This is a genomic window from Mycobacterium vicinigordonae (genome assembly GCF_013466425.1).
In the GTDB taxonomy this organism is placed as follows: domain Bacteria; phylum Actinomycetota; class Actinomycetes; order Mycobacteriales; family Mycobacteriaceae; genus Mycobacterium; species Mycobacterium vicinigordonae.
The window spans coordinates 667,384-693,321 of the sequence record NZ_CP059165.1 but is presented as its reverse complement, the minus strand read 5'-3'; the positions used below and the strand labels follow the sequence as shown (position 1 = coordinate 693,321).

Below are 25,938 nucleotides of genomic sequence, written 5' to 3'. Positions count from 1 at the left end.
GGTAATCCTGGCAGCATGGCCCGAAACGAAGAGCCCTCGCGCGGGCTCCTCGACCCGGTGGCGAAGATGCTGCGTTTACCATTCGGCACACCGGAGTTCATCGATCGAATCGTCACCGGAAGCGTCAACCAGGTGGGTCGCCGAACCCTCTACGTGCTGATTACCACCTGGGACGCGGCGGGAGGCGGACCATTTGCCGCCAGCGCCGTCGCCTCGACCGGGCTGGCGAAAACCGCAGAGATCGTGCAGTCGATGTTCATTGGTCCGGTGTTCAACCCGCTGCTCAAGATGCTGGGTGCGGACAAAGTGGCGGTACGCGCGTCGTTGTGCGCTTCACAGTTGGTCGGACTCGGCATCATGCGCTATGGCGTTCGCTCCGAACCGATGCACTCGATGCCGGTGGAACAACTGGTCGACGCCATCGGCCCGACGATGCAGCGCTACCTCGTCGGCAAGATCGACTAGCCCGCCCCGGATCAGGCGGCCATCCGCGCGGCGACCCGGCCGATCTCGATGCGACAATCGGCCGTCACGCGCACCGGGTACACCGGGACCGACACGCTGGTGTCGTCCAGGCAGCCGCCGTCGTCGAGTGCGAACGCCTGCTTCAAGATTGGCGACTGGACCACGACTCTCCCACCGCGATCACCCACCAGGCCACGGGACAGTACCGCCGCACCGGAGAACGGGTCGATATTGCCGATCGCGTACACCGAACCGTCATCAAGGCGGAACAGCGCGGCCTGGCTGCCGTCGTCGAGCAGCACGCCCACGCCGCGGCCCGGGATCAGGCGGTCGTAGTCGCAGGCGGTCGTCCACACCCGATTATTGGTCTTCATGTCTCCTCCTGATCAACGGATCTGCGGTAGGCCAAGGGGCACAGGTACTTTGCGCCCGGCACGTTCGGTAAAGGTCACCGTCTCGTCGACGGCATCGGGGGCGTTGACGAAAGAGACGAACCGCGACAGCTTCTCGGGGTCCTCCAGCACACCCTTCCACTCGCAGCGGTAGTTCTCGACGTGGCGCCGCACCGCCGCCTCGAATTCATCGGCCAGGCCCAGTTTGTCGTCGCAGACGACTTCGCGAATATGTTCCAGGCCAAGCGATTCCACCCACGGCGCAGTACGTTGCAGCCGGTCCGCGGTGCGAATGTAGTACATCAGGAACCGGTCGACGTAGCGCACCAGCGTTTCGGTGTTCAGGTCGCTCGCCAACAGCTGGGCGTGCTTGGGGGTCATGCCACCGTTGCCGCCTACGTAGAGGTTCCAGCCCTTCTCGGTGGCGATGACACCGACGTCCTTGCCGCGCGCCTCAGCGCACTCCCGCGCGCAACCCGACACACCCAGCTTGATCTTGTGTGGTGCCCGCAGGCCCCGGTAGCGCAGCTCCAGGTCGATGGCCAGCTGCACCGAATCCTGTTGGCCGTAGCGGCACCAGTCGCTGCCGACACAGCTCTTCACGGTCCGCAGCGCCTTGCCGTAGGCGTGGCCCGATTCCATACCAGCATCGACCAGCCGCTTCCAAATCGCTGGCAGCTGGTCCACCCGGGCGCCGAACATGTCGATGCGCTGGCCGCCGGTGATCTTGGTGTAGAGCCCGAAGTCCTGGGCAATCTGGCCGATCAGGATCAGGTGCTCGGGCTTGATGTCGCCGCCGGGCACCCGCGGGACCACCGAGTAGCTGCCGTTTCGCTGGATGTTGGCCAGGAAGTGGTCGTTGGAGTCCTGCAGCGAGGCCTGCTCGCCAGTCAGGATGTGGTCCGACCCGGTGGACGCCAGGATCGAGGCAACGACGGGTTTGCAGATGTCGCAACCCTTTCCGCTGCCGAAACGGTCCACCAGCCCGGAGAAGGTGCGGATCTCGGTCGCAGAGATGATCTGGAACAGTTCGGCGCGGGACTGGCTGAAGTGCTCACAGAGCGCTTTGGACTGCTCGACGCCCTCGGCCTCGAGCAGCTGCTTGAGCAGCGGTACGCACGACCCGCACGAGGTGCCAGCCGTGGTGCACGCCTTCAACGCGGGAACGTCGGTGCAGCCCTCGGCGATTGCGCACTTCAGCTCACCCTTGCTGACGTTGTTGCACGAGCAGATCTGCGCGGAATCGGGCAAGGCGCCAATGCCGAGCGCCGCGGTCCCCTCCGCCGCGGGTGCGATGAGCGTCAGCGGGTCCCCAGGTAGTTCGCTGCCCACCATCGGTCGCAGCACGCCATAGTTCGATGCGTCGCCGACCAGCACCCCGCCCAGCAATGTCTTGGCGTCGTCGGAGAGCACCAGCTTGGCGTAGGTGCGGTTTACCGCGTCGTTGACCGCGACCTCGAGGCAGTTCGCCGTCGCGCCCATGGCGTCACCAAAGCTGGCGACGTCGACGCCGAGCAGCTTGAGTTTGGTGGACAAATCGGCTTCGGGGAATTCGGCGGCCCCGTCGAGCAACCGATCGGCCACCACCTCGGCGCTGGTGTAGCCGGGACCGACCAGCCCGTAGCACCTACCCTCGATCGCGGCCACCTCGCCGATCGCGAAGACGGCGGGATCGCTGGCGCGACAAGACGAGTCGGTGAGGATGCCGCCCCGCTCAGCCACCGCCAACCCCGCGACACGAGCCAACTCGTCGCGGGGCCGGATGCCGGCGGCGAAGATCACCACTCCGGCATCGATGACCTGGCCGTCGGACAGGCGCACCTGCGCCGACGAATCATCAACGCGGTCAATCGATTCGGTGCCAGTTCCGACGTGGACCTGGATGCCGAGTTCGCCGATCATTCGCGCCAGCAGGGCACCGCCGGCCTCGTCGATCTGTTGGGCCATCAGTCGCGGCATCATTTCGACGACGTGGGTGGATAAGCCGAACTGGCGCAATGCGTTAGCGGCTTCCAGCCCGAGCAGGCCGCCACCGATCACGACGCCGGCCCGGCCGGACTGCGCCGCAAGCTGTGCGGCAGCACGGATGGCGTCCAGGTCATCGAGTGTGCGGTAAACGTGACAGCACGGCAGATCGTGCCCGCTCACCGGCGGCACGAACGCGTACGAACCGGTGGCCAACACCAGTGCATCATAGTCGTGCCGCTGCCCCTGGGCGGTGACGATAGTTCTTGCGGCACAGTCGATTTCGGTGACTTTGGTATTGAGCTGCAGCTGCACCAGTTCGTCGCCGGTGTAGTCGTTGCCGGGGAGCGCCAGCAGGCTCCGGTCCCAGCTTTCGGTGTAGGACGTCAGGCCGACGCGGTCGTAGGCGGCATCGGCTTCTTCTGCCAGCACCGTGATTTGCCAGCATCCGTTGGTGTCACGGGCGCGCAGCGCCTCAACGAATCGGTGGCCCACCATGCCGTGGCCGACCACGACGACATGACGGGTGTTGGCTGGCATGCGGTCGAGGGTAGGAGAGCGATGTTGCGGAAAGCCACGCGAAATGTGACGCCCCGGTCACGCCGACCTCACCGCTGAAAGTTGCCTGTGTGATTGTGTTCGCTCACGGCGAACGCCCAGGTGGAACTTTAGCGTGGTCGACTCATGTTCTACCGAGTAGCCGACCAATGCAGCGTCGGGCACAGCTAACTCACAACGAAGATCAAGGAGTCATCCATGAGCAATGTTGCCTTGTGGTCGCGTCCGGCGTGGGACACCGACCGGTGGTTACGGGACTTTTTCGGCCCGGCCTCCGCAGACTGGGCCGGGGCCGCTTCCAGGCCCGTGAACAGCGGATTCAATCCAGCGGCTGAGATCGCCAAAGACGGTGACGACGCCGTCGTGCGCGTCGAACTGCCCGGTGTCGACGTCGAGAAGGATGTCAACGTCGAATTGGAAAAAGGCCGTCTGGTCATCCACGGCGAACACCGCGACGAGCACTCGCAGGACAAGGACGGACGCACCCTGCGCGAGATCCGCTACGGATCGTTCCGACGGTCGTTCCAGCTGCCGGCGCACGTCACCGGCGAGGCGATCTCGGCGTCGTATGACGCGGGCATACTCACCGTCCGAGTAGCCGGCGCGTACGCCGGTTCTACGCCGCAACGCATCGCGATCACCAAGTAATCACCGCCGCACCGGCCCCGGCACGCCCACGGCGCGCCGGGGCCCCAGCGGCTTTTCGGCAGCTGCGACGAGGCTTGCCCGGCATAGCGCCGCGACTGTGGATAGTATCGAGAAACCGTACTGTGATCCGTAACACCTTCAGCCCCGGGAGCACCGATTGTCCGCCACCACCGAACTCAGCGAACTGCATGACCTCATGGGCGGCCTGCGGCGGTGTGTGAGTTCTTTGAAGGCGCGGTACGGGGACAACCCGGCCACGCGCCGCATCGTGATCGACGCCGACCGCATCCTCAGCGATATTCAATTACTCGACAACGACGTTGCCGAATTGGACTTCGCGCGTGCCACCGTGCAGCAATCCGGTGAGAAGATCGCCATCCCTGACACTCAGTACGACAGTGAATTCTGGCGCGATGTCGACGACGAGGGTGTCGGAGGTCATCACCGTTCTTGACAGAGCTTCCGGCCGGACGCCCGACTAAGTAGCGGGCGCCCGTTCTGTGTACCCTTCGACCTACAGCCCGTTCGAAGAGGAACACAAATAGATGAGCGCACCAACGGCGAGCCGTTCTGACTCCGGCGTCTTTTCACCAACCCGCGCCCGGATTGGGCAAAAGACGCTTCGCACCGACCGATGGTGGCTGCAGCCGCTGCGGATAAACCTGGGCTTCGCCGCATTTGTGATCTACGCGACCGCCCGTGCGTTTGCGCAAGACAACTACTTCGTCGCCAAATACCACTACCTGACGCCGTTCTACTCGCCGTGCGTCAGCACGGGCTGCACGAAGGAGGCCAGCGAGTTCTGGCCGCAGATCCTGCCGGACGTGTGGTGGCTGCCCTATGCGGCGATGACACTGCCGTTCCTGCTGCTGTTCCGGCTGACCTGCTACTACTACCGCGGCGCCTACTACCGCACGGTGTGGCAGTCGCCCACCGCATGCGCGGTGGCCGAGCCCCGCGTGCACTACACCGGGGAGACCCGGCTTCCGCTGATCATCCAGAACACCCACCGGTACTTCTTCTACATCGCCGGCATCATCTCGGTGATCAACACCTACGACGCGATCGTCGCATTCCATTCGGACGAGACTGGCGGATTCGGTTTCGGCCTGGGCAACCTGATACTGCTCGGCAACGTGATCATGTTGTGGGTGTACACCCTGTCCTGCCACTCCTGCCGGCACGTGACCGGAGGCCGGCTCAAGCACTTCTCCAAACACCCTGTGCGGTACTGGATCTGGACCCAGGTGAGCAAGATCAACGAGCGACACAAGATGTACGCGTGGATCACGCTCGGAACATTGATGGTCACCGATTTTTATGTCGCGTTGGTGTCCAGCGGCACCATCTCCGACTTCAGATTCATTGGCTGAACAGCCTTTCAGCCGTATCGAGAACGAATATTCAAAAGCTGAGTGAGGTTCCATGGTTGAGGTCGAACGGCATGCCTACGACGTCGTCGTAATCGGCGCCGGCGGTGCCGGGTTACGCGCGGTCATCGAGGCGCGGGAACGCGGCTTGAAGGTCGCGGTGGTGACCAAGTCGCTGTTCGGCAAGGCCCACACCGTCATGGCCGAGGGCGGCTGCGCCGCCTCGATGGGCAACGCCAACCCGAAAGACAACTGGCAGACCCACTTTGGCGACACCATGCGCGGCGGTAAGTTCCTGAACAACTGGCGGATGGCCGAGCTGCACGCCAAGGAGGCACCCGACCGGGTGTGGGAGCTGGAGACCTACGGTGCGCTGTTCGACCGCACCAAGGACGGCCGGATCAGCCAGCGCAACTTCGGTGGTCACACCTATCCCCGGCTCGCGCACGTCGGCGACCGCACCGGCTTGGAGCTGATCCGCACCATGCAGCAGAAGATCGTCTCGCTGCAGCAGGAGGACTATGCGGAGTTCGGCGACTACGAAGCCCGCATCCGGGTGTTCGCCGAATGCACCGTCACCGAGTTACTCAAGGACGGCTCCGGAGACGAGGGGCGGATCGCCGGGGCGTTCGGCTACTGGCGCGAGAGCGGCAACTTTGTGCTCTTCGAAGCGCCCGCGGTGGTGCTGGCGACCGGCGGCATCGGCAAGTCGTTCAAGGTCACCTCGAACTCCTGGGAGTACACCGGCGACGGGCATGCCCTGGCGCTGCGGGCCGGCGCGACGCTGATCAACATGGAGTTCGTCCAGTTCCACCCGACGGGCATGGTGTGGCCGCTGAGCGTCAAGGGAATCCTGGTCACCGAAGGCGTCCGCGGCGACGGCGGGGTGCTGAAGAACTCCGAGGGAACCCGGTTCATGTTCGGCTACATCCCGCCGGTCTTCAAAGGCCAGTACGCCGAGACCGAGGAAGAAGCCGACCAGTGGCTCAAGGACAACGACTCGGCTCGTCGCACCCCGGACTTGCTGCCCCGTGACGAGGTGGCCCGTGCCATCAACTCCGAGGTCAAGGCCGGACGCGGCACCCCGCACGGCGGTGTCTACCTCGACATCGCGTCCCGCCTGACGCCGGCGGAGATCAAGCGCCGGCTGCCGTCGATGTACCACCAGTTCATGGAGCTGGCCGAGGTCGACATCACCAAGGAGCCAATGGAGGTCGGCCCCACCTGTCACTACGTGATGGGTGGCGTCGAGGTGGACGCCGACACCGGCGCGGCGAAGGTCCCCGGGCTGTTCGCCGCCGGTGAGTGCTCCGGCGGCATGCACGGTTCCAACCGGTTGGGCGGCAACTCGTTGTCCGACCTGCTGGTGTTCGGCCGCCGCGCCGGCCTGGGCGCCGCCGACTACGTGCGCGCGCTGAGCAGCCGCCCGTCGGTTTCCGACCAGGCCATCGAAGATGCCGCAGAGTTCGCTCTCAAGCCCTTCTCCGGCCCCACGGACGGTTCGGCACCGGAGAATCCGTACGCATTGCAGAGCGACCTGCAGCACGTGATGAACGACCTGGTCGGCATCATCCGCAAAGAGGACGAGATCACCAAGGCCCTGACGCATCTCAAGGAGCTCTGGGCGCGCTACCGCAACGTGCAGGTCGAAGGGGGCCGGCAGTACAACCCCGGCTGGAACCTGGCGATCGATCTGCGCAACATGCTGATGGTCAGTGAGTGTGTGGCCAGGGCAGCGTTGGAACGAACCGAGAGTCGCGGCGGCCACACCCGCGACGACCATCCGGGCATGGACTCGGGCTGGCGCAAGACGCTGCTGGTGTGCCGGGAGGCCTCGGCCGAAGCCGTCGCCACCGACGGAAACCACATCACCGTCAGCCGCGAGCCGCAGATCCCGATGCGGTCAGACTTGCTAGAACTCTTCAAGATCTCTGAACTGGAGAAGTACTACACCGACGAAGAGCTGGCCGAGCACCCGGAACGGAGAGCGTAATGGCCTACAACGCGAGCATGCGGGTGTGGCGCGGCGACGAGAACGGCGGCGGCCTCGCGGATTTCACCGTCGAGGTCAACGAGGGCGAAGTGGTCCTCGACGTTATCCACCGGCTGCAGCAGACGCAGACGCCCGACCTGGCAGTGCGGTGGAACTGCAAAGCCGGCAAGTGCGGATCCTGTTCGGCGGAGATCAACGGCAAGCCCCGTTTGATGTGCATGACCCGGATGTCGACGTTCGAAGAGAACGAGGTCGTCACCGTCACCCCGATCCGGACCTTCCCGGTGATCCGCGACCTGGTGACCGATGTGTCGTTCAATTACGAGAAGGCGCGCGAGATCCCGTCGTTTACGCCTCCCAAGGACCTGCAGCCCGGTGAATACCGGATGGCCCAGATCGACGTACAACGCTCGCAGGAGTTCCGCAAGTGCATCGAATGCTTCCTGTGCCAGAACGTCTGCCACGTGATCCGTGACCACGACGAGAACAAGCAGGCCTTCTCCGGCCCGCGTTTCCTGATGCGCGTCGCCGAGCTGGACATGCACCCGCTGGACACGGTGGATCGGCAGAAGCAGGCCCAGGAGGAGTTCGGCCTGGGCTACTGCAACATCACCAAGTGCTGCACCGAGGTGTGTCCGGAACACATCAAGATCACCGACAACGCGTTGATCCCGATGAAAGAACGGGTCGCCGACCGCAAGTACGACCCCGTGGTCTGGCTGGGCAACAAGCTGTTCCGCCGCTGACCTGTTATCGCTCGGTGGCTTCGGGTACACCTGGAGTATCGAAGTCTGCCAGCGATAGGAAGGGCAGGTTGGAATGCCAGAAATCACCAGCATCAACGACATTCGCACCGCGATCCGCGAACTCTCGGTCCGCGCCGAGGTGGCGCGCAAGGAAGGGCGTCCAGACGACGCCGCCGAGATCGAGCAGCGGGTCGCCACCTACCGGGCGAAACTGAGCGAGCGGCCGTAACCCGCCGTCGGGAAACTCAGCCTGACGCCCCGTTAGTGCCGTTGGTTCCATTCGTGCCGTTGTGACCGAAGGAACCGAGGCCCCCAGGAGTGCCGTTGTGGAAAACGCCGCTTCCTCCTCCGCCACCGATCCCTGGTAATCCGCCGCTGCCTCCGGCACCGCCCATGCCACCAACACCGCCTGAACCGGCGACCCCGTCGTGTCCGAATAGGCCACTTGCGCCTCCGGCGCCACCACTGCCGCCGTTGCCGCCAGCTCCCCCGCCACCGCCGTCGCCGCCGGTCCCGCCGGTCCCGCCGGAACCTCCAGTGGCCGTGCCCCCGCCACCGCCGCCACCAATACCGCCCTGGCCGCCGGAAGCTCCGGCACCCCCGATGGCGCCCCCACCGCCGAAGCCGCCCATGCCACCATCCCCATAGATGAGGCCACCACGGCCACCAACACCTCCGGCGCCGCCCGAGCCGCCCGCCTGGCCGGCCGCACCGACACCGCCGGTCCCGCCGGTGCCGCCGTTCCCGCCAATCGAGGCGCCAATACTGCCAGCTCCGCCAGCACCGCCAGCTCCGCCGGTCGCGCCGGTGCCACCGGTACCGCCCATGCCGCCGTTGCCACCGGTGCCAGGCCCTGAGCCCGAAATCGAGCCACCTGCGCCACCGTCACCACCTGCGCCGCCGGGGCCGCCCTGCCCGCCCATGCCGCCGACGCCACCGTTCACGTAGCCACCGGTGGTGCTGCCGGCACCCCCGGCGCCGCCGGTCCCTCCAGGTGCGCCCGTGCCGCCCACCCCGCCGTCTCCACCTTTGCCACCGGTCAAGGCATTACCCAGCGGGTCTGATGTCGCCGTGCTGCCACCAGTGCCGCCGGTACCACCGGCCTGGTTGGCGACACCGGTGTGGCCGGTCCCGCCGTCGGTGCCATTGCCGTTGGCGGTAGTGCTACCGGAGTCGCCCGGGGTGGCCGAGGTGTTGTTCCAGTTCGCCGGTGGATTAAAGGTGGGTCCGCCGGGGCCGCCGGCACCGCCGGCGCCGCCGGCCCCACCGGTGCCGAACAACCCGGCCGCGCCACCCGCGCCACCGTTGCCACCATTCGTTCCGGAGGACCAGGCAACGCCCCCCTGACCACCGGAACCACCGTTGCCGTACAGCCAGCCGCCACTACCGCCGTTACCGCCGGCCGCGCCGAAGCCGCCCCGGCCTCCGATACCACCGTTGCCGATCAAACCTGCGGCCCCACCGTTACCGCCGGCCATCCCGACGTTATTGCCGGCGCCACCGTTGCCGCCGTTGCCGAACAGCAGGCCGCCGTCCTGCCCGGCCTGTCCCGGCGCACCGTCGGCGCCATTGCCAATCAGCGGTCGACCCAGCAACGACTGGGTGGGCGCGTTGATCAAGGCGAGCACCGACTGCAACGGGTCGGCAGCGGCAGCCTCCGCGGCCGCGTAGGAACTCGCCCCCGAGGTCAGCAAGCGCACAAATTCGTCGTGGAACGAAGCAGCCTGGGCGCTGAACGCCTGATAGCTCGCGCCGTAGGACCCGAACACCGCCGCGATCGCGGTCGACACCTCGTCCTGCGCCGCGGCCAACAAGCCTGTGGTGGGTACCGATGCGGCGGCGCTGGCGTCGGTGAGCGTGGATCCGATATCGGCGAGCTGGCCAGCGGCCGACTGCAACAATTGGGGTACCACGGTCAAGGGCATGAGACGCCTCCCACCAACTAGAAGTTGAGCGGATAGTTCAGTCCCACCCCTGTCGACACATTCCCCGGAATCACGCCTCGGAGGCGACGGACCAGGACATCAGGTTACGTGCCGCCCAGGGGATTCTCCGGAGTTTCCGGAAATCGGCATTCGCGTCCGCAGCTATTGGCGATCTACACGCCGAGCCGGCGGAAGACGCTGCGGTGGAACACAATCGGCGCTACCTCGGCATCGACGTTGACCTCGCTGACCCGTAGCACCACGATGGTGTGGTCGCCGGCGGGGATCAACTGCTCGATCGCGCTCTCCAACCACAGCGCGGTGCCCTTGACGAAGACGGCACCGGAACCACTCGAGTGCGTCTCCAACCCGGCGAAGCGGTCGCCGGTCTTGGCCGCCAGCGCGCGGGCGGCGGCATCGTGCGCCTCCCCCAGCACGCTGATACCGAGGCTGGCCGCGTTCTTCAGTTTGGGCCAGGTGGTGGAAGTGTTCTGCACGCAGAAGGACACCAGTGGTGGCTCCAGCGAGACCGGCACAAAGGTGCTGGCCGCAAGCCCTTCCCGCACACCGTCGACTATTGCGGCAATGGCGATCACACCGGACGGAAAGTGGCCGAAGGCCTCACGCAGCGACGTCGGAGTCAGCTTGTTGTTCGAGTTCACCGGACCTTGTTTGCTCCTCATTCGCTCCTCGAGCCGAGAACGGGATTCTCTGTTTCGAGCCTACCGGGCGTGTATCCGTGTGCGGCAGCCACATCCGGGTGGGCACGCAGCCGGCTTTTCCAGGCGTTGCGGCCGTAGTCGGAGTAGATGGGATTCGACGGGTCCGACAGTGCTGACCGCGGTACGGCGGCCGGTTCGGCGGCTAGCTCGGCGACCGAATCCAACACCGGGACCCGGGCATCCAGTCGAGGATTAAAGAAGTACGCCACCGAGATGCGCTCGGCGCTCGCGCGCCCGAGGTCCACCCGATGCTCGGTCGCGCGCAGGTAGCCACCCGTTGCGAATTCGAGCAATTCCCCGCTATTGACGACGAACGCACCCGCCAGCGGGGGTACGTCCACCCAGCGCTGGGATCCGGGTGGCCGCACCTGCAGACCGCGACTGTCCGGCTCGGCCAGCAGCAGCGTGAGGACGCCCGAGTCCTTGTGCGGGCCAACGCCCTGCGGGGAGGCCGCGTGCGGCGGGTACCGGATGATTTTGATCAGCGTCGCGGGTGCGTCCGCGAAGGCCGCGTCGAAGATTTCGGCCGGGCCGCCCAGCGACGCCGCCCAGTGCCGCAGCAGGGTACGCGACACCTCCGACAGCACCTCGTCCCACTTTGCGACGATCCCGGGCAGCTCCGGCATAGCGGACGGCCACTGGTTGGGCCCTTGCAGCCATAGATAGTCGGGCCGGTCCGGGCTTCCGATCGGCGGCCGTTCGGGACCGATGTCGATCTGCTCGCGCCAGTCGACCTCGCCGCCGGTCAGCTCGCCACCGAGGCGCGTATAACCGCGGAAGTGCGGGCTGCGCACCATCGCGATGGCGTCCTTGTCGGCCTGCGGCAGCGCAAACAGCCGCCGTGCCGCGTCGAGCACTGCGCCGATCAGCGCCTGGGGCACACCGTGACCGGTCAAGTAGAAGAACCCGACGTCGTGCGCGGCCGCCCGGAGCGCGTCGCGCAACACTTCCGGTTCGGCGCCTAGATCCACTACCGGCAGCGCCGTGACGCTCCCCACATTTGTCATGACCACTATCATCGTCGCAGGTAGTCGCAGGTGCCAGCGACATAATCAACCAGAGGCCAACCGGTTGGTTGAAATCTGCGTCACATCGACTTGCACGGAGTTACCAGCGGGTATATTTTTAAGGAGTTACTGGTGGGTAACTTAGCCCTAGTACCCAACCACAAGTGGCATTCTCAACGAGGAGGACCTTAGTGAGCCACTACAAGAGCAATGTCCGCGACCAGGAATTCAACCTGTTCGAGGTACTCGGCGTCGACAAGGCGTTGGGCCAAGGCGACTACAGCGAACTGGACGGCGACACCGCCCGCGAGATGCTGGCCGAGATGGCCCGTCTCGCCGAGGGACCGGTAGCCGACTCGTTCACCGAAGGCGACCGCAACCCGCCGGTCTTCGACCCGAAGACGCACTCCGTCACCTTGCCGGAGTCGTTCAAGAAGTCCGTGAAAGCCGTCATCGACGCCGGTTGGGACAAAGCCGGTCTGGACGAGGAACTCGGCGGCATGCCGATGCCCAAGGCCTTGATGTGGGCGCTCAACGAGCACGTCCTCGGAGCCAACCCAGCGGTGTGGATGTACGCCGGTGGCGCGGGGTTCGCCCAGATCCTTTACCACCTCGGTACCGACGAGCAGAAGAAGTGGGCAGTGCTGGCCGCCGAGCGCGGCTGGGGCTCGACCATGGTGCTCACCGAGCCGGACGCAGGGTCGGACGTCGGCGCCGGCCGGACCAAGGCCGTCCAGCAGGAGGATGGCTCCTGGCACATCGACGGCGTGAAGCGGTTCATCACCTCGGCCGACTCCGACGACTTGTTCGAGAACATCTTCCACCTGGTGCTGGCACGCCCCGAGGGCGCCGGCCCCGGCACTAAGGGTCTGTCACTGTTCTTCGTGCCGAAATTCTTGGTCGACTTCGAAACCGGCGAGCCGGGCGAACGTAACGGAGTTTTCGTCACCAACGTTGAGCACAAGATGGGCCTGAAGGTATCGGCGACCTGTGAGCTGTCCCTGGGCCAGCACGGTGTGCCCGCTAAGGGCTGGCTCGTCGGCGAGGTGCACGACGGTATTGCGCAAATGTTCGAGGTCATCGAGCAAGCCCGGATGATGGTGGGCACCAAGGCGATCGCCACGCTGTCCACCGGCTACCTGAACGCGCTCGAGTACGCCAAGTCGCGCGTGCAGGGTGCCGACCTGACCCAGATGACTGACAAGACCGCGCCGCGGGTCACCATCACCCACCACCCCGACGTGCGTCGCTCGCTGATGACGCAGAAGGCCTACGCCGAGGGGTTGCGGGCGTTGTACCTCTACACCGCGACGTTCCAGGACGCGGCGGTCGCCGAGGCGGTGCACGGCGTGGACGCCGCGCTGGCTGTCAAGGTCAACGACCTGATGCTGCCCGTGGTCAAGGGTGTGGGTTCCGAGCAGGCGTACGCCAAGCTCACCGAGAGCCTGCAGACCTTCGGCGGTTCCGGCTTCCTGCAGGACTACCCGATCGAGCAGTACATCCGCGACGCCAAAATCGACTCGCTGTACGAAGGTACGACGGCCATCCAGGCGCAGGACTTCTTCTTCCGCAAGATCATCCGCGACAAGGGTGTGGCGCTGGGCTATGTCGCCGGCGAGATTCAGAAGTTCATCGACAGCGAGTCCGGCAACGGGCGGCTGAAGAGCGAGCGTGCGCTGCTAGCCAAGGCGCTCACCGACGTCCAGGCGATGGCCGCCTCGTTGACCGGCTACCTGATGGCCGCGCAGGAGGACGTCACCAGCCTGTACAAGGTGGGTCTAGGCTCGGTGCGCTTCCTGATGAGCGTCGGCGACCTGATCATCGGCTGGTTGCTGCAGCGTCATGCCGCGGTAGCCATTGAGGCGCTCGACGCCGGCGCCACCGGCTCGGAGCGGTCCTTCTACGAGGGCAAAATCGCGGTGGCGGCGTTCTTCGCCAGAAACTTCCTGCCGCTGTTGACCAGCACTCGCGAGGTGATCGAGACGCTGGACAACGACATCATGGAGCTCGACGAAGCGGCTTTCTAAGCCTTCGACAAGTGGAATCCCCCGCCTTCGGGCGGGGGATTCCTCTTTTGCCTCGTCGCCTTTTGCCTCGTCGCCGAACGTGACTCCTGCGACGCCGTACCGGCGTGTCGCGTCGTACGGTTCACGCTCGGCAACCAGAGGGGAAGTCTTGGGCCCAGCGGGGGAACCCGAGAGGACCAGAATGGCGTCTCGCAGGGCCCCAGAGAGGGCCACGCGGCCAGAGGGATCAGGAGCCGGGGAAACATCAAAAAGACCGCCGCTGGATCCCCTCACTCCAGCGGCGGCCCTTCTCGTTCGCCCGTCTCCGCTGACCGGCGGTCGATCCAGGGATTGCCCCGCGTTGCCGTCGGGGTCGGGGGGTCAGACCACAACACGGGGCTATCCGCGGCAACGAATACCCAGATGGCCGCTTACCAAACCATCGGAGAAAATATTGCGGAATGATTTTCCTCGGCCAAGGCCCGGCGAGGTCAGGCCTCTAGGATTGCCGCGACGCCCTGGCCGCCCGCGGCGCAGATCGAGATCAGCGCTCGCACCGTAGCAGACCCCTTTTGCTCCTTCTTCCGCTCTGCGAGCTGCTTAGCGGTCTGAGCCAAAATCCGCCCGCCAGTGGCCGCGAACGGGTGTCCAGCGGCCAGGGAGGACCCGTTGACGTTCAGCTTGGACCGGTCGATCGAGCCCAGGGCTGCATCAAGGCCCAGCCGTTCCTTGCAGTACTCCTCGGACTCCCAGGCCTGTAGGTGCGCCAACACCACCGATGCAAACGCCTCGTGGACTTCGTAGAAGTCGAAGTCCTGCAGGGTCAGCCCGTTGCGCGCGAGCAGCCGCGGCACCGCGTAGGTGGGCGCCATCAGCAGACCGTCAAACCCGTTGACGTAGTCGACCGCGGCGGTCTCGGCATCCACCAGGTAGGCCAGCGGCGCCAGCGAGTGCTCCGCCGCCCACTCGTCGCTGGCCAGCAGCGCGACCGAAGCACCGTCGGTGAGCGGGGTCGAGTTTCCCGCCGTCATCGTCGCGTCACCGGCCTTGACGCCGAACACCGGGCGCAGCTTGGCCAGCTTCTCCGCGCTGGAGTCGGGTCGCAGGTTGTCGTCGCGGTAGAGGCCCAAAAAAGGCGACACCAAGTCGTCGTAGAAGCCGCGGTCGTACGCGGCGGCCATGTTGCGGTGGCTGGCCGCAGCCAGCTCGTCCTGCTCGACGCGTTTGATACCCAGTTGCTTGGCGGTGACGGCCGCGTGCTCGCCCATCGACAGGCCGGTGCGCGGCTCGCTATTGGCCGGGATCTCCACACCCAGATTGGCCGGCAGCGTGCCGGCCAGCTTGAGTCGCTGCACGTTGGACTTCGCTCGGCGCAGCCGTAGCAGAGTGCGGCGCAGGTCGTCGCCGAAGCCGATCGGCGGGTCGGAGGTGGTGTCCACTCCGCCGGCGGCGGCCGCGTCGTAGCGACCGGCGGCGATGCCGTCGGCGGCCACGATGGCGGCCTGCAGGCCCGTACCGCAGGCCTGCTGAATGTCGAATGCGGGCGTGTAGGGCGACAGCTCCGAGCCCAGCACGCATTCGCGCATGAGATTGAAATCACGACTGTGCTTGAGCACGGCGCCACCGACCACCATGCCCAGGCGTTCGCCGCGCAGGTTATAGCGGTCCACCAGGCCGCCGAGCGCGGCGGTGAACATGTCCTGGTTGGACGCCTCGGCGTAGGCGCCGTCGGACCGTGCGAACGGGATGCGGTTGCCGCCGAGTACTGCGACCCGCCGTCTCGGCTCAGAACTTGCAGGGCTCAATTTTCTCTCCGTGTGTCGGCGCTTGTCGGGGGTTAATTTTGGGGTACCCGCCTCGGCAGGCAATACTACCCACTGTTCTTACTCTCAAGTAAGTTCGTCTCTTACTCTCAAGTAAGTTCGTCCCAGACACGGAAGGCAGTGCTCAGTGGCAACCAAGGTCTCCTCCGATTTGTTCTCGCAGGTGGTGAACTCCGGACCCGGCTCATTCCTGGCCAAGCAACTCGGCGTTCCGCAGCCCGAACCGCTTCGCCGCTACCGCGTCGGCGATCCCCCGTTGCCCGGACCGTTGCTGATCGGCGGGGAGGGCCGCGTCGTCGAACCGCTGCGGGCGGCGCTGGATGGTGACTACGACCTGCTGGGCAACAACCTGGGCGGACGGTGGGCCGACTCCTTCGGCGGGCTGGTGTTCGACGCCACGGGTATCACCTCGCCGATCGGACTGAAGGGTCTGCACGAGTTCTTCACTCCCCTGCTGCGCAACCTCAAGCACAGCGCGCGGGTGGTAGTGGTCGGTACCACGCCGGAAGCGGCGGCCAGCACCGAGGAACGGATCGCACAACGCGCCCTCGAGGGATTCACCCGCTCGCTGGGCAAGGAAGTCCGCAACGGCACGACGGTGAACCTGGTCTACCTGGCCCCCGACGCGAAACCGGCAGCAACCGGGTTGGAGTCGACCATGCGGTTCGTACTGTCGGCCAAGTCCGCCTATGTGGACGGCCAGGTGTTCTACGTCGGGTCCGAGGACTCCACCCCGCCCGCGGACTGGGACAAGCCGCTGGACGGCAAAGTTGCGATCGTGACCGGCGCCGCCCGCGGCATCGGCGCGACCATTGCCGAGGTGTTCGCCCGCGACGGCGCCCGTGTGGTCGCGATCGACGTCGAGTCCGCCGCCGACGCGCTGGCCGAGACCGCCAGCCGGGTGGGCGGCACCCCGTTGTGGCTGGACGTCACCGCCGACGACGCGGTGGACAAGATCACCGAGCATCTGCGCGACCACCACGGCGGCAAGGCCGACATCCTGGTGAACAACGCCGGCATCACCCGGGATAAGCTGCTGGCCAACATGGACGACGCCCGCTGGGACGCCGTCATCGCCGTGAATCTGCTTGCACCGCTTCGCCTTACCGAGGGCCTGGTGGGCAACGGCACTATCGGCGAGGGCGGCCGGGTGATCGGGCTGTCGTCGATCGCCGGCATCGCGGGCAACCGCGGCCAAACCAACTACGGCACCACGAAGGCCGGCATGATCGGCATCACCCAGGCGCTGGCCCCGAGCCTGGCCGGCAAAGGCATCACCATCAACGCCGTGGCACCGGGGTTTATCGAAACCAAAATGACCGCCGCGATTCCGCTGGCCACCCGGGAAGTGGGCCGCCGACTGAACTCGCTATTGCAGGGCGGCCAGCCCGTAGACGTTGCCGAGACCATCGCCTACTTCGCCAGTCCGGCGTCAAATGCGGTGACCAGCAACGTGGTTCGGGTTTGCGGCCAGGGCATGATCGGCGCCTGACGGTTTGAGGAGACTGCGATGAATCAACCCAGCGGGTTGCGCAACATGCTGCGTGCGGTGACCGGGGCGCTGCCCGTGGTTCCGCGGCCGGACCAGTTGTCCAACCGCACCGTCAGTGTCGAAGAACTTCCTATCGACCACACCCATGTCGCCGCATACGCCGCGGTCACCGGGCTGCGCTACGGCAACGACGTGCCGCTGACGTACCCGTTCGTGCTGACCTTTCCGTTGGTGATGTCGCTGGTGACCGGATTCGACTTTCCTTTCTCGGCAATGGGTTCGGTGCACACCGAGAACCAGATCCAGCAGTACCGACCAATCGCGGTGACCGATACCGTCGGCGTGCAGGTACACGCCCAGAACCTGCGCGAGCATCGCAAGGGCCTGCTGGTGGACTTGGTGAGCGAGGTCAGCGTCGGCAACGAAGTGGCCTGGCACCAGGTAACAACGTTCTTGCATCAGCAGCGCACCAGCCTGTCCGACGAACCCAAGCCACCTCCGCAGAAGCAGCCCAAGCTACCGCCGCCGCCGACCGTGTTGAAGATCTCCGCCGCGCAGATACGTCGCTACGCCTCGGTGGGTGGGGACCACAACCCGATCCACGTCAACTCGGTGGCCGCCAAACTGTTCGGTTTCCCGACCGTGATCGCGCACGGAATGTTCAGTGCCGCGGCGGTATTGGCGAACATCGAGGCACGGCTCCCGGATGCAGTCCAGTACTCGGTGCGGTTCGGCAAGCCGGTATTGCTGCCGGCGACGGCCGGCCTCTACATCGACGAGGTGGACGCTGACGGCTCGCGCGGCTGGGAGTTGTCGCTGCGAAACATCGCGAAGGGCTACCCGTACCTCACGGGGAGCGTCAAGCCGCTCTAGTCGGGTCAACCGACCCGCTGGTCTGGATTCGGACGACGACGCCGGGACAGGATCTTGTTGAGCGTGTGGGCCCCGACCGCTGTCACCGCGAACGCCAGCAACATCCTGATCGGCGGTCGGGCCAGTTCCCAGACGAAGATCGCGGCCCAGATCGGCGAGCCCTGGGTGACCGCGAGCACTCCGGCGGCCGCCCCTAGCGACATGGCCGGCCCATGCAGATGCGCCCCCGCAGCCTGATTGAGCAGCATCACCAGCACAGTCCCGGCCGCGGCCCCGGTGGCTAGCGACGGAGTGAGCAGACCACCGGCACCCCCGGCGCGCAGGAACATCGCCGTGAGCAGCGGCTTGAGCACCAGGATCACCGCCGCCGAGGTCAGCGTCATCCCGGCGGCCAGACTCACGGTCAGCACGCTCTTGCCGTTGCCGGGCAGCTCGGGCCACCAATGCGAGCAGACGCCGGTCAGCAGACCGGCGGCGGCGAGACCGGGAATCAGCACCCACGATCGAATGGCTACCGCGGGGCGTGCCGCAGCGATGACCTTGTTGAAAACCCACCCGACCACGAAGGCTACCGGCGCCAATGCGAGCCCATGCACACTGAGCAGATACGCTGATTCCGCTCTGGGCCAATCTAATTCGGGTTCGTTGTGGGTCATCACCGAACCGATCGCGACGGCTAGGCCGGAGCTGATCAACGACGCGCCCACCGGCCGTAACCGCCAGGTATTCAGCAGAATCCGCAAGGTGAACAGCGTTCCGGCCAACGGCACGGCGTACACCGCTCCCAGGCCCGCCCCAGCCGCGCACGCCAGCAGGATCTCCCGATCACCGGGCGACAGACGCCGCAGCCACCCGGTGCCTAAATCGCTTAATACTGCGGCGAATTGACGCGGTGCTCCTTCCCGCCCCAGGGAAGCTCCCGCGCCGACCAAGACAACCTGCAACAGGGCGTCGATGCTCCAGGTCAGCCGCGGAACCCGTTCGTGACGGGTGATGGTGCCGGCCAGTGGCGGGACCTCGGTGCGGCGTCGCAACAGCCACCACCCCGCGCCGACCACAGTGCCTCCCGCCATCGGGCCCAGTGCCTGCCGCACCGGACTGCTACCGGTGATTCCGTCCAGCAGCGAGCCGAATGTGTAGTGATAAGTGAGGTGTTCGACGTGCTGCAGCACGATCGTCGTCGCCAGACCCGCAACGCCGGACAACAGCCCGACGATGACGACCGCACAGAAAAAGTCGACGTTGCGGCTCGGCGGTCGGGGCACGTCTGCCGACACTACGGACCTCGGCGCGGTTACGCATCGCGTTGCCGAGGTTGAAATGATCATCCGTACCGGAATCCGTTGCGCCGAGTAGGTTTGGCAGTTCAGCTACCGACCGGGGGGCGTTACCCGCCATTGGGGCCAGGCGCACTCACTCAGCCGTTAGCCTTTCGCGGCGGTGGAGCCGGTGTCCCGATCTGTCGGCGCCCCACGCAGGCCCGCCCAGAACAGATCGATCATCATCTGCGCGGCGGCGTCGACGTCGACATCGCCGGTGGACAGTCGGTTGGCGATCGCCTCACCGGCACCCACCAAAGCCACTGCCATGATCTCGATTTCGGTGTCCGAAAGTGGACTGCGGGTACCGGCCCGCACCAGACCAGCCACCAGGTCGATGATCTGCTCGCGGCCCTCCCGCACCGTGTGGGCGAATGCCTGCGAGCTGGTGGCCTGGGTGTACATCACGATCCACGACGCCCGGTTCTCGTCGATGTAACGCAAGAACGCGCTGATGGTGTTGCGCAGCAGGTCCTTTGGGGGCTGAGTGAAGTCGATGTCGGCGCGCAGCCCGTCGATGAAGCGGCCCATCTCCCGGTTCAGGCATGCGCCGAACAGATCCTCCTTGGAGCCGTAGTACAGGTAGAGCATGGGCTTGGAGATCTGCGCCTCGGCGGCGATGGTGTCCATCGAGGTCTCGTGGTAGCCGTTCACGGAGAACATCTGCACGGCGGCGTCAAGCATTTGCTGCTCGCGGACAGCACGCGGTAATCGCTTGGTACCACCCGCCATTGGTTACGCCTCTCCTGCCCTCGCTAGCCCCTACTCAGCTAGCCCTTGCCCACCCGACTTTAGGCCAGTCATCCGCCGCAGGTCGGGGTGATGCGCTTCATTGCAGCCACCCGGACAAGTGCCGCGTCGACCGTCGCGGCCGGCAGCTCGTTGGCGTTGACCGCCTGCTCCAGCCGGTCCAGCACGGCGGGCACCTCCTTTGTGGTGACCCACAACGCGATGTCGAGACCGGCCTGCAGCGTCTTCAACACCGCCTCGGTGACGCCGAACCGGTCCGAGATGGCGGCCATGCTGGACAGGTCGTCGCTGAAGATCGCGCCGTCGTAGGCGGGTCCGCCGTAGCCGGTCCCGGTACGCAGCAGGGTCACCGCCGGCGCGCTCAGACTGGCCGGCTCGCCGGCGGTGAGTCCGGGCACCTGCATGTGGCCGATCATCACCGCGACCGGGCTTTTGGTCAGAAGTGTCTGGTAGGGCACCAGATCGGTAGCGATCAGGTCGCTTAGCGGGGGTGTGGTCACACCACCTTTGTGTGAGTCACCGGAACCGTGTCCGTGACCGGGGAAGTGCTTGAGCACCGGTAGCAGACCCGCGTCGCGCAATCCCTGCGCGTAGGCCCCGGCCAGCTCGGTGACCTTGGCCGGATCCGCGCCGAACGAGCGGTCGCCGATCACGGTTTCGTCGGGAGCGTCGGTGACGTCGACGACCGGGGCGAAATCGACGGTGATGCCGAGGTCTTTCATCTTGCGGCCACGGTCCAGCGCCAGGTCGTGCACCTGCTGCGCGGTCATCGTGTTGCCCATCTCCCGGGCGGTCGGTCCCCGGCCGCCGAGCAGCGTCCGCAACCGCGACACCCGGCCACCCTCTTCGTCGACCCCGACCGCCAGCGGCAGCGGGGTGGCCGCGTTGGCGATGTCGCGCAGCCCATCCGGCAGCATGGACAGGTCGGTGTCACTGCCGATGAGGATGCCGCCCACATGGGATTCGGTGACCACTGCCCGGGCGTCGGCGGCGTCGCGCACTCCGACCATCAGCAACTGGGCTAGCTTGTCACGCAGTTTTGGGATCTTGGCCGGCACGTCCTTGGGATCCGCGCACACGCGCTGGCCTGGCGCGGCGGCCGGCCCCGCGGTCGACGCCGCGGCGGACGAGGCGGGTGTGGTCGCCTTCGACGAGGCCCCCGTTTGATTGCCACCGTGGCCACATGCCGCGACCAGCACCGTTGCGGCGGCCAGGAGGACCAGGCCCGGGGCCGGGGTGCGAGAAATAGCCATCCGGACATGCTGTCACGGTGCGCCGCGGCGCCCGGTTCGGGGGCGGCGGCCGTTGAGCGAGGAATCACGGCTCCCGAGGGCCCGCGGCCGTTCTGCTAGGTTTGCGGCTAGGTTGCTCTAGATCCCCGATCTGCGCCGAGTAGTTCTGCGACCCCAAGGAGCAAGTCGATATGTCCCCGACCATCTGGATCATCTTGGTCTGCGTGGGTGTGTTGCTGGGCGCTGCCACGATAGTCGGGGCCAGGAGCACGTCTGCCCTGCGGATTCTGGCGCCTGTCGGGGCATACGCGGTGGTCGGCGTATTGCTGGGCATGGCCGCCGTCTTCGGGGTGACCCTGATGATCCAGCAAGACACGAAGCCGCCACTGCCCGGGGGCGATCCGGGGTCGTCGGTGCTCAACCGGGTCGAGTACGGCAACCGCAGCTAGCCGGTCGGCGGTTGGCGCCTCTGTTTCGAACGAGGCCCTTTCGCGTCGCTGGCTGATGGTCGTCGGGGCGACCGCGCTCGTCCTGACGTTCGCCCAGTCGCCCGGGCAGATCTCCCCCGACACCAAACTTGACCTCACCATCAACCCGCTACGGTTCCTGGCTCGCGCTGCCAACCTGTGGAACAGCGAGCTGCCGTTCGGACAATCGCAGAACCAGGCCTACGGCTACCTGTTTCCGCACGGCAGCTTTTTCCTGGTCGGCCACCTGCTCGGGGTGCCCGGGTGGATCACCCAGCGGCTGTGGTGGGCGCTGCTGCTGACCGCGGGCTTCTGGGGGCTGTTGCGGGTCGCCGAGGCGCTGGGCATCGGCAGCTCAGCGTCGCGGGTGCTGGGCGCGGCCGCCTTCGCATTGTCGCCGCGGGTGCTGACGACGCTGGGGTCGATTTCGTCGGAAACCCTGCCGATGATGTTGGCGCCGTGGGTGCTGTTGCCGACGATCCTGGCGCTCCGGAGCAGCTCGGAGCGGTCGGTGCGGGTGCTGGCCGGCCAGGCCGGACTGGCGGTGGCGCTGATGGGTGCGGTGAACGCGATCGCGACGGCCGCCGGGTGTCTGCCCGCGCTGATCTGGCTGGCCTGCCACCGGCCGAACCACCGGTGGTGGCGGTACACCGGGTGGTTGCTGCTGGCCGTGGCCTTGGCGGTGCTGTGGTGGGCGGTGGCGCTGAGCCAGCTGCGCGGGGTCAGTCCGCCGTTCTTGGACTTCATCGAGTCGTCCGGCGTGACCACGCAGTGGTCCTCGCTGGTGGAGGTGCTGCGCGGCACCGATAGCTGGACGCCGTTCGTGGCACCCACCGCGACGGCGGGAGCACCGCTGGTCACCGGGTCAGTCGCGATCCTGGGTACCTGCCTGGTCGCGGCTGCCGGGCTGGCCGGGCTTGCCGGCGCGGCGATGCCGGCCCGGGGCCGGTTGGTGAGCATGTTGCTGGTCGGGGTGGTGCTGCTGGCCGTCGGTTACAGCGGCGGGTTGGGTTCGCCGATCGCCCACCAGGTGCAGGCGTTCCTGGACGCGCGTGGCACGCCGCTGCGCAACGTACACAAGCTGGATCCGGTGGTCCGCATCCCGCTGGTGCTAGGCCTTGCACAGTTGCTCGGCGGCATCCCGCTGCCGGGCACCGCCCCGCGGCGGGTTTGGCTCGCCGCGTTCGCTCACCCCGAGCGCGACCGGCGGATGGCGGTCGGCGTGGTGGCGCTGACCGCGCTGCTGGTCAGCACATCACTGGCGTGGTCGGGACGGTTGACCCCGCCCGGCACGTTCAGCGCGATACCCGGCTACTGGCGGCAGGCGGCCGACTGGCTCACCGAGCATCCGAGCGGACGGGTACTGGTGGCGCCGGGCGCCCCGTTCGCCACCCAGGTGTGGGGGACCACCCACGACGAGCCGCTGCAAGTGCTGGGGGCCGCGCCGTGGGGCGTGCGCGACTCGATCCCGCTGAACCCGCCGCAAGCCATTAGGGCGTTGGATTCGGTGCAGCGCCTGTTTGCGGCCGGCCGGCCGTCGGCTGGTCTGGCAGATACCCTTGTCCGGCAGGGCATCTCGTACGTGGTGGTACGCAACGACCTGGATCCGGAGTCGTCGCGGTCGGCGCGGCCCATCCTGGTGCACCGCGCTGTCGAGGGCTCGCCGGGGCTGGACAAGGTGGCCGAGTTTGGTCAGCCGGTCGGACCCGGCGCACTGCCCGGATTCGTCAGCGACAGCGGGCTGCGGCCGCGGTATCCCGCGGTGCAGATCTATCGGGTCGATGCCGGAGACGCCGCCGGTAGCCCCTATTTCGCCGAGACTAACCGCATGACGCGGGTGGCCGGCGGTCCCGAGGCGCTGTTGCGTCTTGACGAACGACGACGGCTGCTGGGCCGGCCGCCGCTGGGGCCGGTGTTGATGAGCGCCGACGCCCACGCCGCCGGGTTGCCCCCTAATGCCGTGGTGACGGTCACCGACACGCCACTAGCGCGGGAAACCGACTACGGCCGGGTCGATTTGCACTCGTCGGCAATTCGGGCGCCTGGCGACGCTCGGCACACTTACAACCGGGTCCCCGACTACCCGGTGCCGGGAGCGGAGACGGTCTACGGCGGCTGGACCGGCGGCCGGGTTACGGCTTCCAGTTCGTCGTCGGATGCCACGGCGCTCCCCGATGTCGCGCCGGCAACCTCACCGGCGGCCGCGATCGACGGCGATCCGGCCACCGCGTGGGTGTCCAATTCGCTGCAGGCCGCGGTCGGGCAATGGCTGCGGGTGGATTTCGACCACCCGGTGACCAATGCCGTGCTCACGCTGACACCCAGCGCAACGGCCGTCGGCGCTCAAGTCCGCCGCATCATGATCGAAACCGCCAATGGCAGCACCACTTTGCGGTTCGACGAGGCCGGCAAACCGTTGAGCGCCGCGTTACCGTTCGGCGAGACGTCCTGGGTGCGGATCACTGCGGCTGCCACCGACGACGGTTCACCCGGCGTGCAGTTCGGCATCACCGATCTGAGCATCACCCAGTACGACGCCTCCGGCTTCGCCCACCCGGTTGCGTTGCGGCACACCGTGTTGGTGCCCGAGCCGCCACCGGGAGCAACGGTTGCGGGCTGGGATCTGGGGGCAGAATTGCTCGGCAGACCGGGCTGCGCGTCTGGCCCCGACGACCTGCGCTGCGCGGCATCGATGGCGCTGGCCCCCGAAGAACCGGTGAACCTGAGCCGCACCCTGACCGTGCCCGCTGCGATGTCGGTGGCCCCGACGGTATGGGTGCGCCCGCGGCAGGGTCCCAAGCTGGCCGACCTCATCGCCGAACCGGACACCGCCCGGGCGCGCGGTGATTCCGATCTGGTCGAGATCCTGGGCTCGGCGTTCGCGGCGGCCGATGGCGATCCGGCCACGTCGTGGATCGCGCCACAGCGGGTGGTGCAACACAAGACCCCGCCCACCCTGACGCTGACGCTGCCGAGAGCCACCGAGGTGGCCGGGCTGCGGTTGGCTCCCAGTCGTTCCACATTGCCGGCCCATCCGAAACTGGTGGCCGTCGACCTGGGTGACGGGCCGCAGGTGCGGCCGATGAAGACCGATGGCGGCGCACAGACCCTTACCCTGCAGCCACGGGTGACCGACACGGTGACGGTCAGTCTGCTGGATTGGGAGGACGTCATCGACCGCAACGCGCTGGGTTTTGACCAGCTCAAACCGCCCGGGCTGGCTGAGGTCACAGCGCTCGGCGCCGATGGCAACCCGATCGCCGCCGCGGATGCACCGCGCAACCGTGCCCGTGGGGTCGTCGTCGACTGTGAACACGGCCCGGTGATCGCGGTGGCGGGCCGGTTCGTGCACACCTCGATCCACGCCACCGTCGGCGCTCTGCTGGACGGACTGCCGGTGGCGGCCCAGCCGTGCGAAACCGACCCCATCGCGCTGCCGCCGGGACAGCAGGAGTTGTTGATCAGCCCGGGGGCCGCGTTCGTGGTGGACGGCGCACAGTTGACCAGTTCTCCTGAACTACCCAGTGCTGCAACAACTCCGGCCACTATCGGGGCTTGGGGGCCGGCCCGGCGCGAGGTCCGCGCCGCGGCGTCGGGAGCCTCCCGGGTCCTGGTGATCCCGGAGAGCATCAACCCGGGCTGGATTGCGCGGACCAGCAGTGGGGCACGGTTGACGCCGGTCGCGGTGAACGGGTGGCAGCAGGGCTGGTTGGTGCCCGCCGGCGATCCCGGCACCATCACGCTGACCTTCGCCTCCAACGCGGTGTACCGGGCCGGCCTGGTATTCGGGCTGGCATTGCTTCCGCTGCTGGTGTTGCTGGCATTCTGGCGCCGGCGGGGCAGTCCGGACGACGACCCCGCCGCGGTTCCGTGGACACCTGGCCCGTGGGCGACCGTACCTCTGTTGGGGGCCGGCGCGCTGATCTCCGGCGCTGTGGGTGTCGCGGTATTCGCAGCTGCGCTGGGGTTGCGGTATCGATTCGGGTTACCGGAGCGGCTGAGGGTGGCGCTCGGCGCGGGCGGGCTGGTTGCGGCCGGGGCGGTGCTGTCGCGGCACCCATGGCGCTCAGTGAACGGATACGGCGGGCACTGGGCGAATGTCCAACTGCTGGCGCTGATTTCGCTCGCAGCGGTAGCCGCGTCAGTGGCGGTGTTCGCCGATCGGGCGCGCAACGAGGAATAGTT

General features: G+C 66.8%; 21 protein-coding genes. 12 read left to right on the top strand and 9 right to left on the bottom strand.

Annotation, left to right across the window (positions count from 1 at the left end):
• The first annotated feature begins 15 nt into the window (after window positions 1-15).
• Window positions 16-465, top strand: a complete 450-nt coding sequence (locus tag H0P51_RS02930) for a TetR/AcrR family transcriptional regulator (protein WP_180916565.1) — start codon at window positions 16-18, stop codon at window positions 463-465.
• An 11-nt stretch (window positions 466-476) separates the two neighbouring features.
• On the opposite strand, the gene nirD is transcribed toward H0P51_RS02930, so the two are convergent.
• Together nirD and nirB are read right to left on the bottom strand one after the other, a co-directional pair.
• Window positions 477-839 (bottom strand): nitrite reductase small subunit NirD, encoded by a 363-nt coding sequence (gene nirD / locus H0P51_RS02925; RefSeq protein ID WP_180916564.1) that lies wholly within the window; start codon window positions 837-839, stop codon window positions 477-479.
• Window positions 840-851: 12 nt separating this feature from the next.
• Window positions 852-3,362 carry a nitrite reductase large subunit NirB gene (nirB, locus tag H0P51_RS02920; RefSeq protein WP_180916563.1) on the bottom strand — a complete coding sequence of 837 codons (2,511 nt, stop codon included), beginning with the start codon at window positions 3,360-3,362 and terminating at the stop codon, window positions 852-854.
• Window positions 3,363-3,578: 216 nt separating this feature from the next.
• Here nirB and H0P51_RS02915 point away from each other — a divergent pair, with 216 nt between their 5' ends.
• The 6 genes from H0P51_RS02915 to H0P51_RS02890 all read left to right on the top strand — a co-directional run bounded on the left by H0P51_RS02915 (window position 3,579) and on the right by H0P51_RS02890 (window position 8,366).
• Window positions 3,579-4,028 (top strand): Hsp20/alpha crystallin family protein, encoded by a 450-nt coding sequence (locus tag H0P51_RS02915; protein WP_180916562.1) that lies wholly within the window; start codon window positions 3,579-3,581, stop codon window positions 4,026-4,028.
• A gap of 157 nt (window positions 4,029-4,185) precedes the next feature.
• Window positions 4,186-4,482 (top strand): hypothetical protein, encoded by a 297-nt coding sequence (locus H0P51_RS02910; protein WP_180916561.1) that lies wholly within the window; start codon window positions 4,186-4,188, stop codon window positions 4,480-4,482.
• A 91-nt stretch (window positions 4,483-4,573) separates the two neighbouring features.
• Entirely contained in the window at window positions 4,574-5,401 is an 828-nt protein-coding gene (locus H0P51_RS02905; protein ID WP_180916560.1) for a hypothetical protein, read from the top strand.
• 52 nt (window positions 5,402-5,453) lie between these two features.
• Window positions 5,454-7,391, top strand: a complete 1,938-nt coding sequence (locus tag H0P51_RS02900; protein WP_180916559.1) for a fumarate reductase/succinate dehydrogenase flavoprotein subunit — start codon at window positions 5,454-5,456, stop codon at window positions 7,389-7,391.
• A complete protein-coding gene (locus tag H0P51_RS02895) occupies window positions 7,391-8,137 on the top strand; it encodes a succinate dehydrogenase/fumarate reductase iron-sulfur subunit (RefSeq protein WP_180916558.1) in 747 nt (248 codons plus the stop codon). Before H0P51_RS02900 ends, H0P51_RS02895 begins: the two co-directional genes overlap by 1 nt.
• Before the next feature lie 73 nt (window positions 8,138-8,210).
• Window positions 8,211-8,366: a hypothetical protein gene (locus H0P51_RS02890; protein WP_180916557.1), complete on the top strand. Its 156-nt coding sequence runs from the start codon at window positions 8,211-8,213 to the stop codon at window positions 8,364-8,366.
• Between the two features lie 16 nt (window positions 8,367-8,382).
• Here the strand turns inward: H0P51_RS02890 and H0P51_RS02885 are convergent, their stop codons facing one another.
• The 3 genes from H0P51_RS02885 to H0P51_RS02875 form a co-directional block, all read right to left on the bottom strand.
• Entirely contained in the window at window positions 8,383-10,062 is a 1,680-nt protein-coding gene (locus H0P51_RS02885) for a PE family protein (RefSeq protein ID WP_180916556.1), read from the bottom strand.
• Window positions 10,063-10,235: 173 nt separating this feature from the next.
• Window positions 10,236-10,724, bottom strand: a complete 489-nt coding sequence (locus tag H0P51_RS02880; protein WP_180918698.1) for a flavin reductase family protein — start codon at window positions 10,722-10,724, stop codon at window positions 10,236-10,238.
• A 17-nt stretch (window positions 10,725-10,741) separates the two neighbouring features.
• Complete coding sequence (locus H0P51_RS02875) at window positions 10,742-11,791, bottom strand: isopenicillin N synthase family dioxygenase (RefSeq protein WP_180916555.1); 1,050 nt, start codon at window positions 11,789-11,791, stop codon at window positions 10,742-10,744.
• 191 nt (window positions 11,792-11,982) lie between these two features.
• On the opposite strand from H0P51_RS02875, the gene H0P51_RS02870 reads away from it, so the two are divergent.
• Window positions 11,983-13,818, top strand: coding sequence for an acyl-CoA dehydrogenase (locus H0P51_RS02870; protein ID WP_180916554.1), 1,836 nt, complete (start codon window positions 11,983-11,985; stop codon window positions 13,816-13,818).
• Window positions 13,819-14,288: 470 nt separating this feature from the next.
• On the opposite strand, the gene H0P51_RS02865 is transcribed toward H0P51_RS02870, so the two are convergent.
• Window positions 14,289-15,602, bottom strand: coding sequence for an acetyl-CoA C-acetyltransferase (locus H0P51_RS02865; protein WP_180916553.1), 1,314 nt, complete (start codon window positions 15,600-15,602; stop codon window positions 14,289-14,291).
• Window positions 15,603-15,747: 145 nt separating this feature from the next.
• Here H0P51_RS02865 and H0P51_RS02860 point away from each other — a divergent pair, with 145 nt between their 5' ends.
• A complete protein-coding gene (locus tag H0P51_RS02860; RefSeq protein ID WP_180916552.1) occupies window positions 15,748-17,112 on the top strand; it encodes a 3-oxoacyl-ACP reductase in 1,365 nt (454 codons plus the stop codon).
• Window positions 17,113-17,130: 18 nt separating this feature from the next.
• Window positions 17,131-17,985: a MaoC/PaaZ C-terminal domain-containing protein gene (locus H0P51_RS02855; RefSeq protein WP_180916551.1), complete on the top strand. Its 855-nt coding sequence runs from the start codon at window positions 17,131-17,133 to the stop codon at window positions 17,983-17,985.
• A gap of 5 nt (window positions 17,986-17,990) precedes the next feature.
• On the opposite strand, the gene H0P51_RS02850 is transcribed toward H0P51_RS02855, so the two are convergent.
• The 3 genes from H0P51_RS02850 to H0P51_RS02840 all read right to left on the bottom strand — a co-directional run bounded on the left by H0P51_RS02850 (window position 17,991) and on the right by H0P51_RS02840 (window position 21,307).
• Entirely contained in the window at window positions 17,991-19,313 is a 1,323-nt protein-coding gene (locus H0P51_RS02850) for a chloride channel protein (protein ID WP_180916550.1), read from the bottom strand.
• Window positions 19,314-19,409: 96 nt separating this feature from the next.
• On the bottom strand, window positions 19,410-20,036 hold the full coding sequence (locus H0P51_RS02845) for a TetR/AcrR family transcriptional regulator (RefSeq protein WP_180916549.1): 627 nt from the start codon (window positions 20,034-20,036) through the stop codon (window positions 19,410-19,412).
• Between the two features lie 68 nt (window positions 20,037-20,104).
• A complete protein-coding gene (locus H0P51_RS02840) occupies window positions 20,105-21,307 on the bottom strand; it encodes a glycoside hydrolase family 3 N-terminal domain-containing protein (protein ID WP_180916548.1) in 1,203 nt (400 codons plus the stop codon).
• A 257-nt stretch (window positions 21,308-21,564) separates the two neighbouring features.
• On the opposite strand from H0P51_RS02840, the gene H0P51_RS02835 reads away from it, so the two are divergent.
• Together H0P51_RS02835 and H0P51_RS02830 are read left to right on the top strand one after the other, a co-directional pair.
• Window positions 21,565-21,735 carry a DUF2613 domain-containing protein gene (locus tag H0P51_RS02835; protein ID WP_246398689.1) on the top strand — a complete coding sequence of 57 codons (171 nt, stop codon included), beginning with the start codon at window positions 21,565-21,567 and terminating at the stop codon, window positions 21,733-21,735.
• 55 nt (window positions 21,736-21,790) lie between these two features.
• On the top strand, window positions 21,791-25,936 hold the full coding sequence (locus H0P51_RS02830; protein WP_180916546.1) for an alpha-(1->3)-arabinofuranosyltransferase: 4,146 nt from the start codon (window positions 21,791-21,793) through the stop codon (window positions 25,934-25,936).
• The last annotated feature ends 2 nt before the right edge of the window (window positions 25,937-25,938 follow it).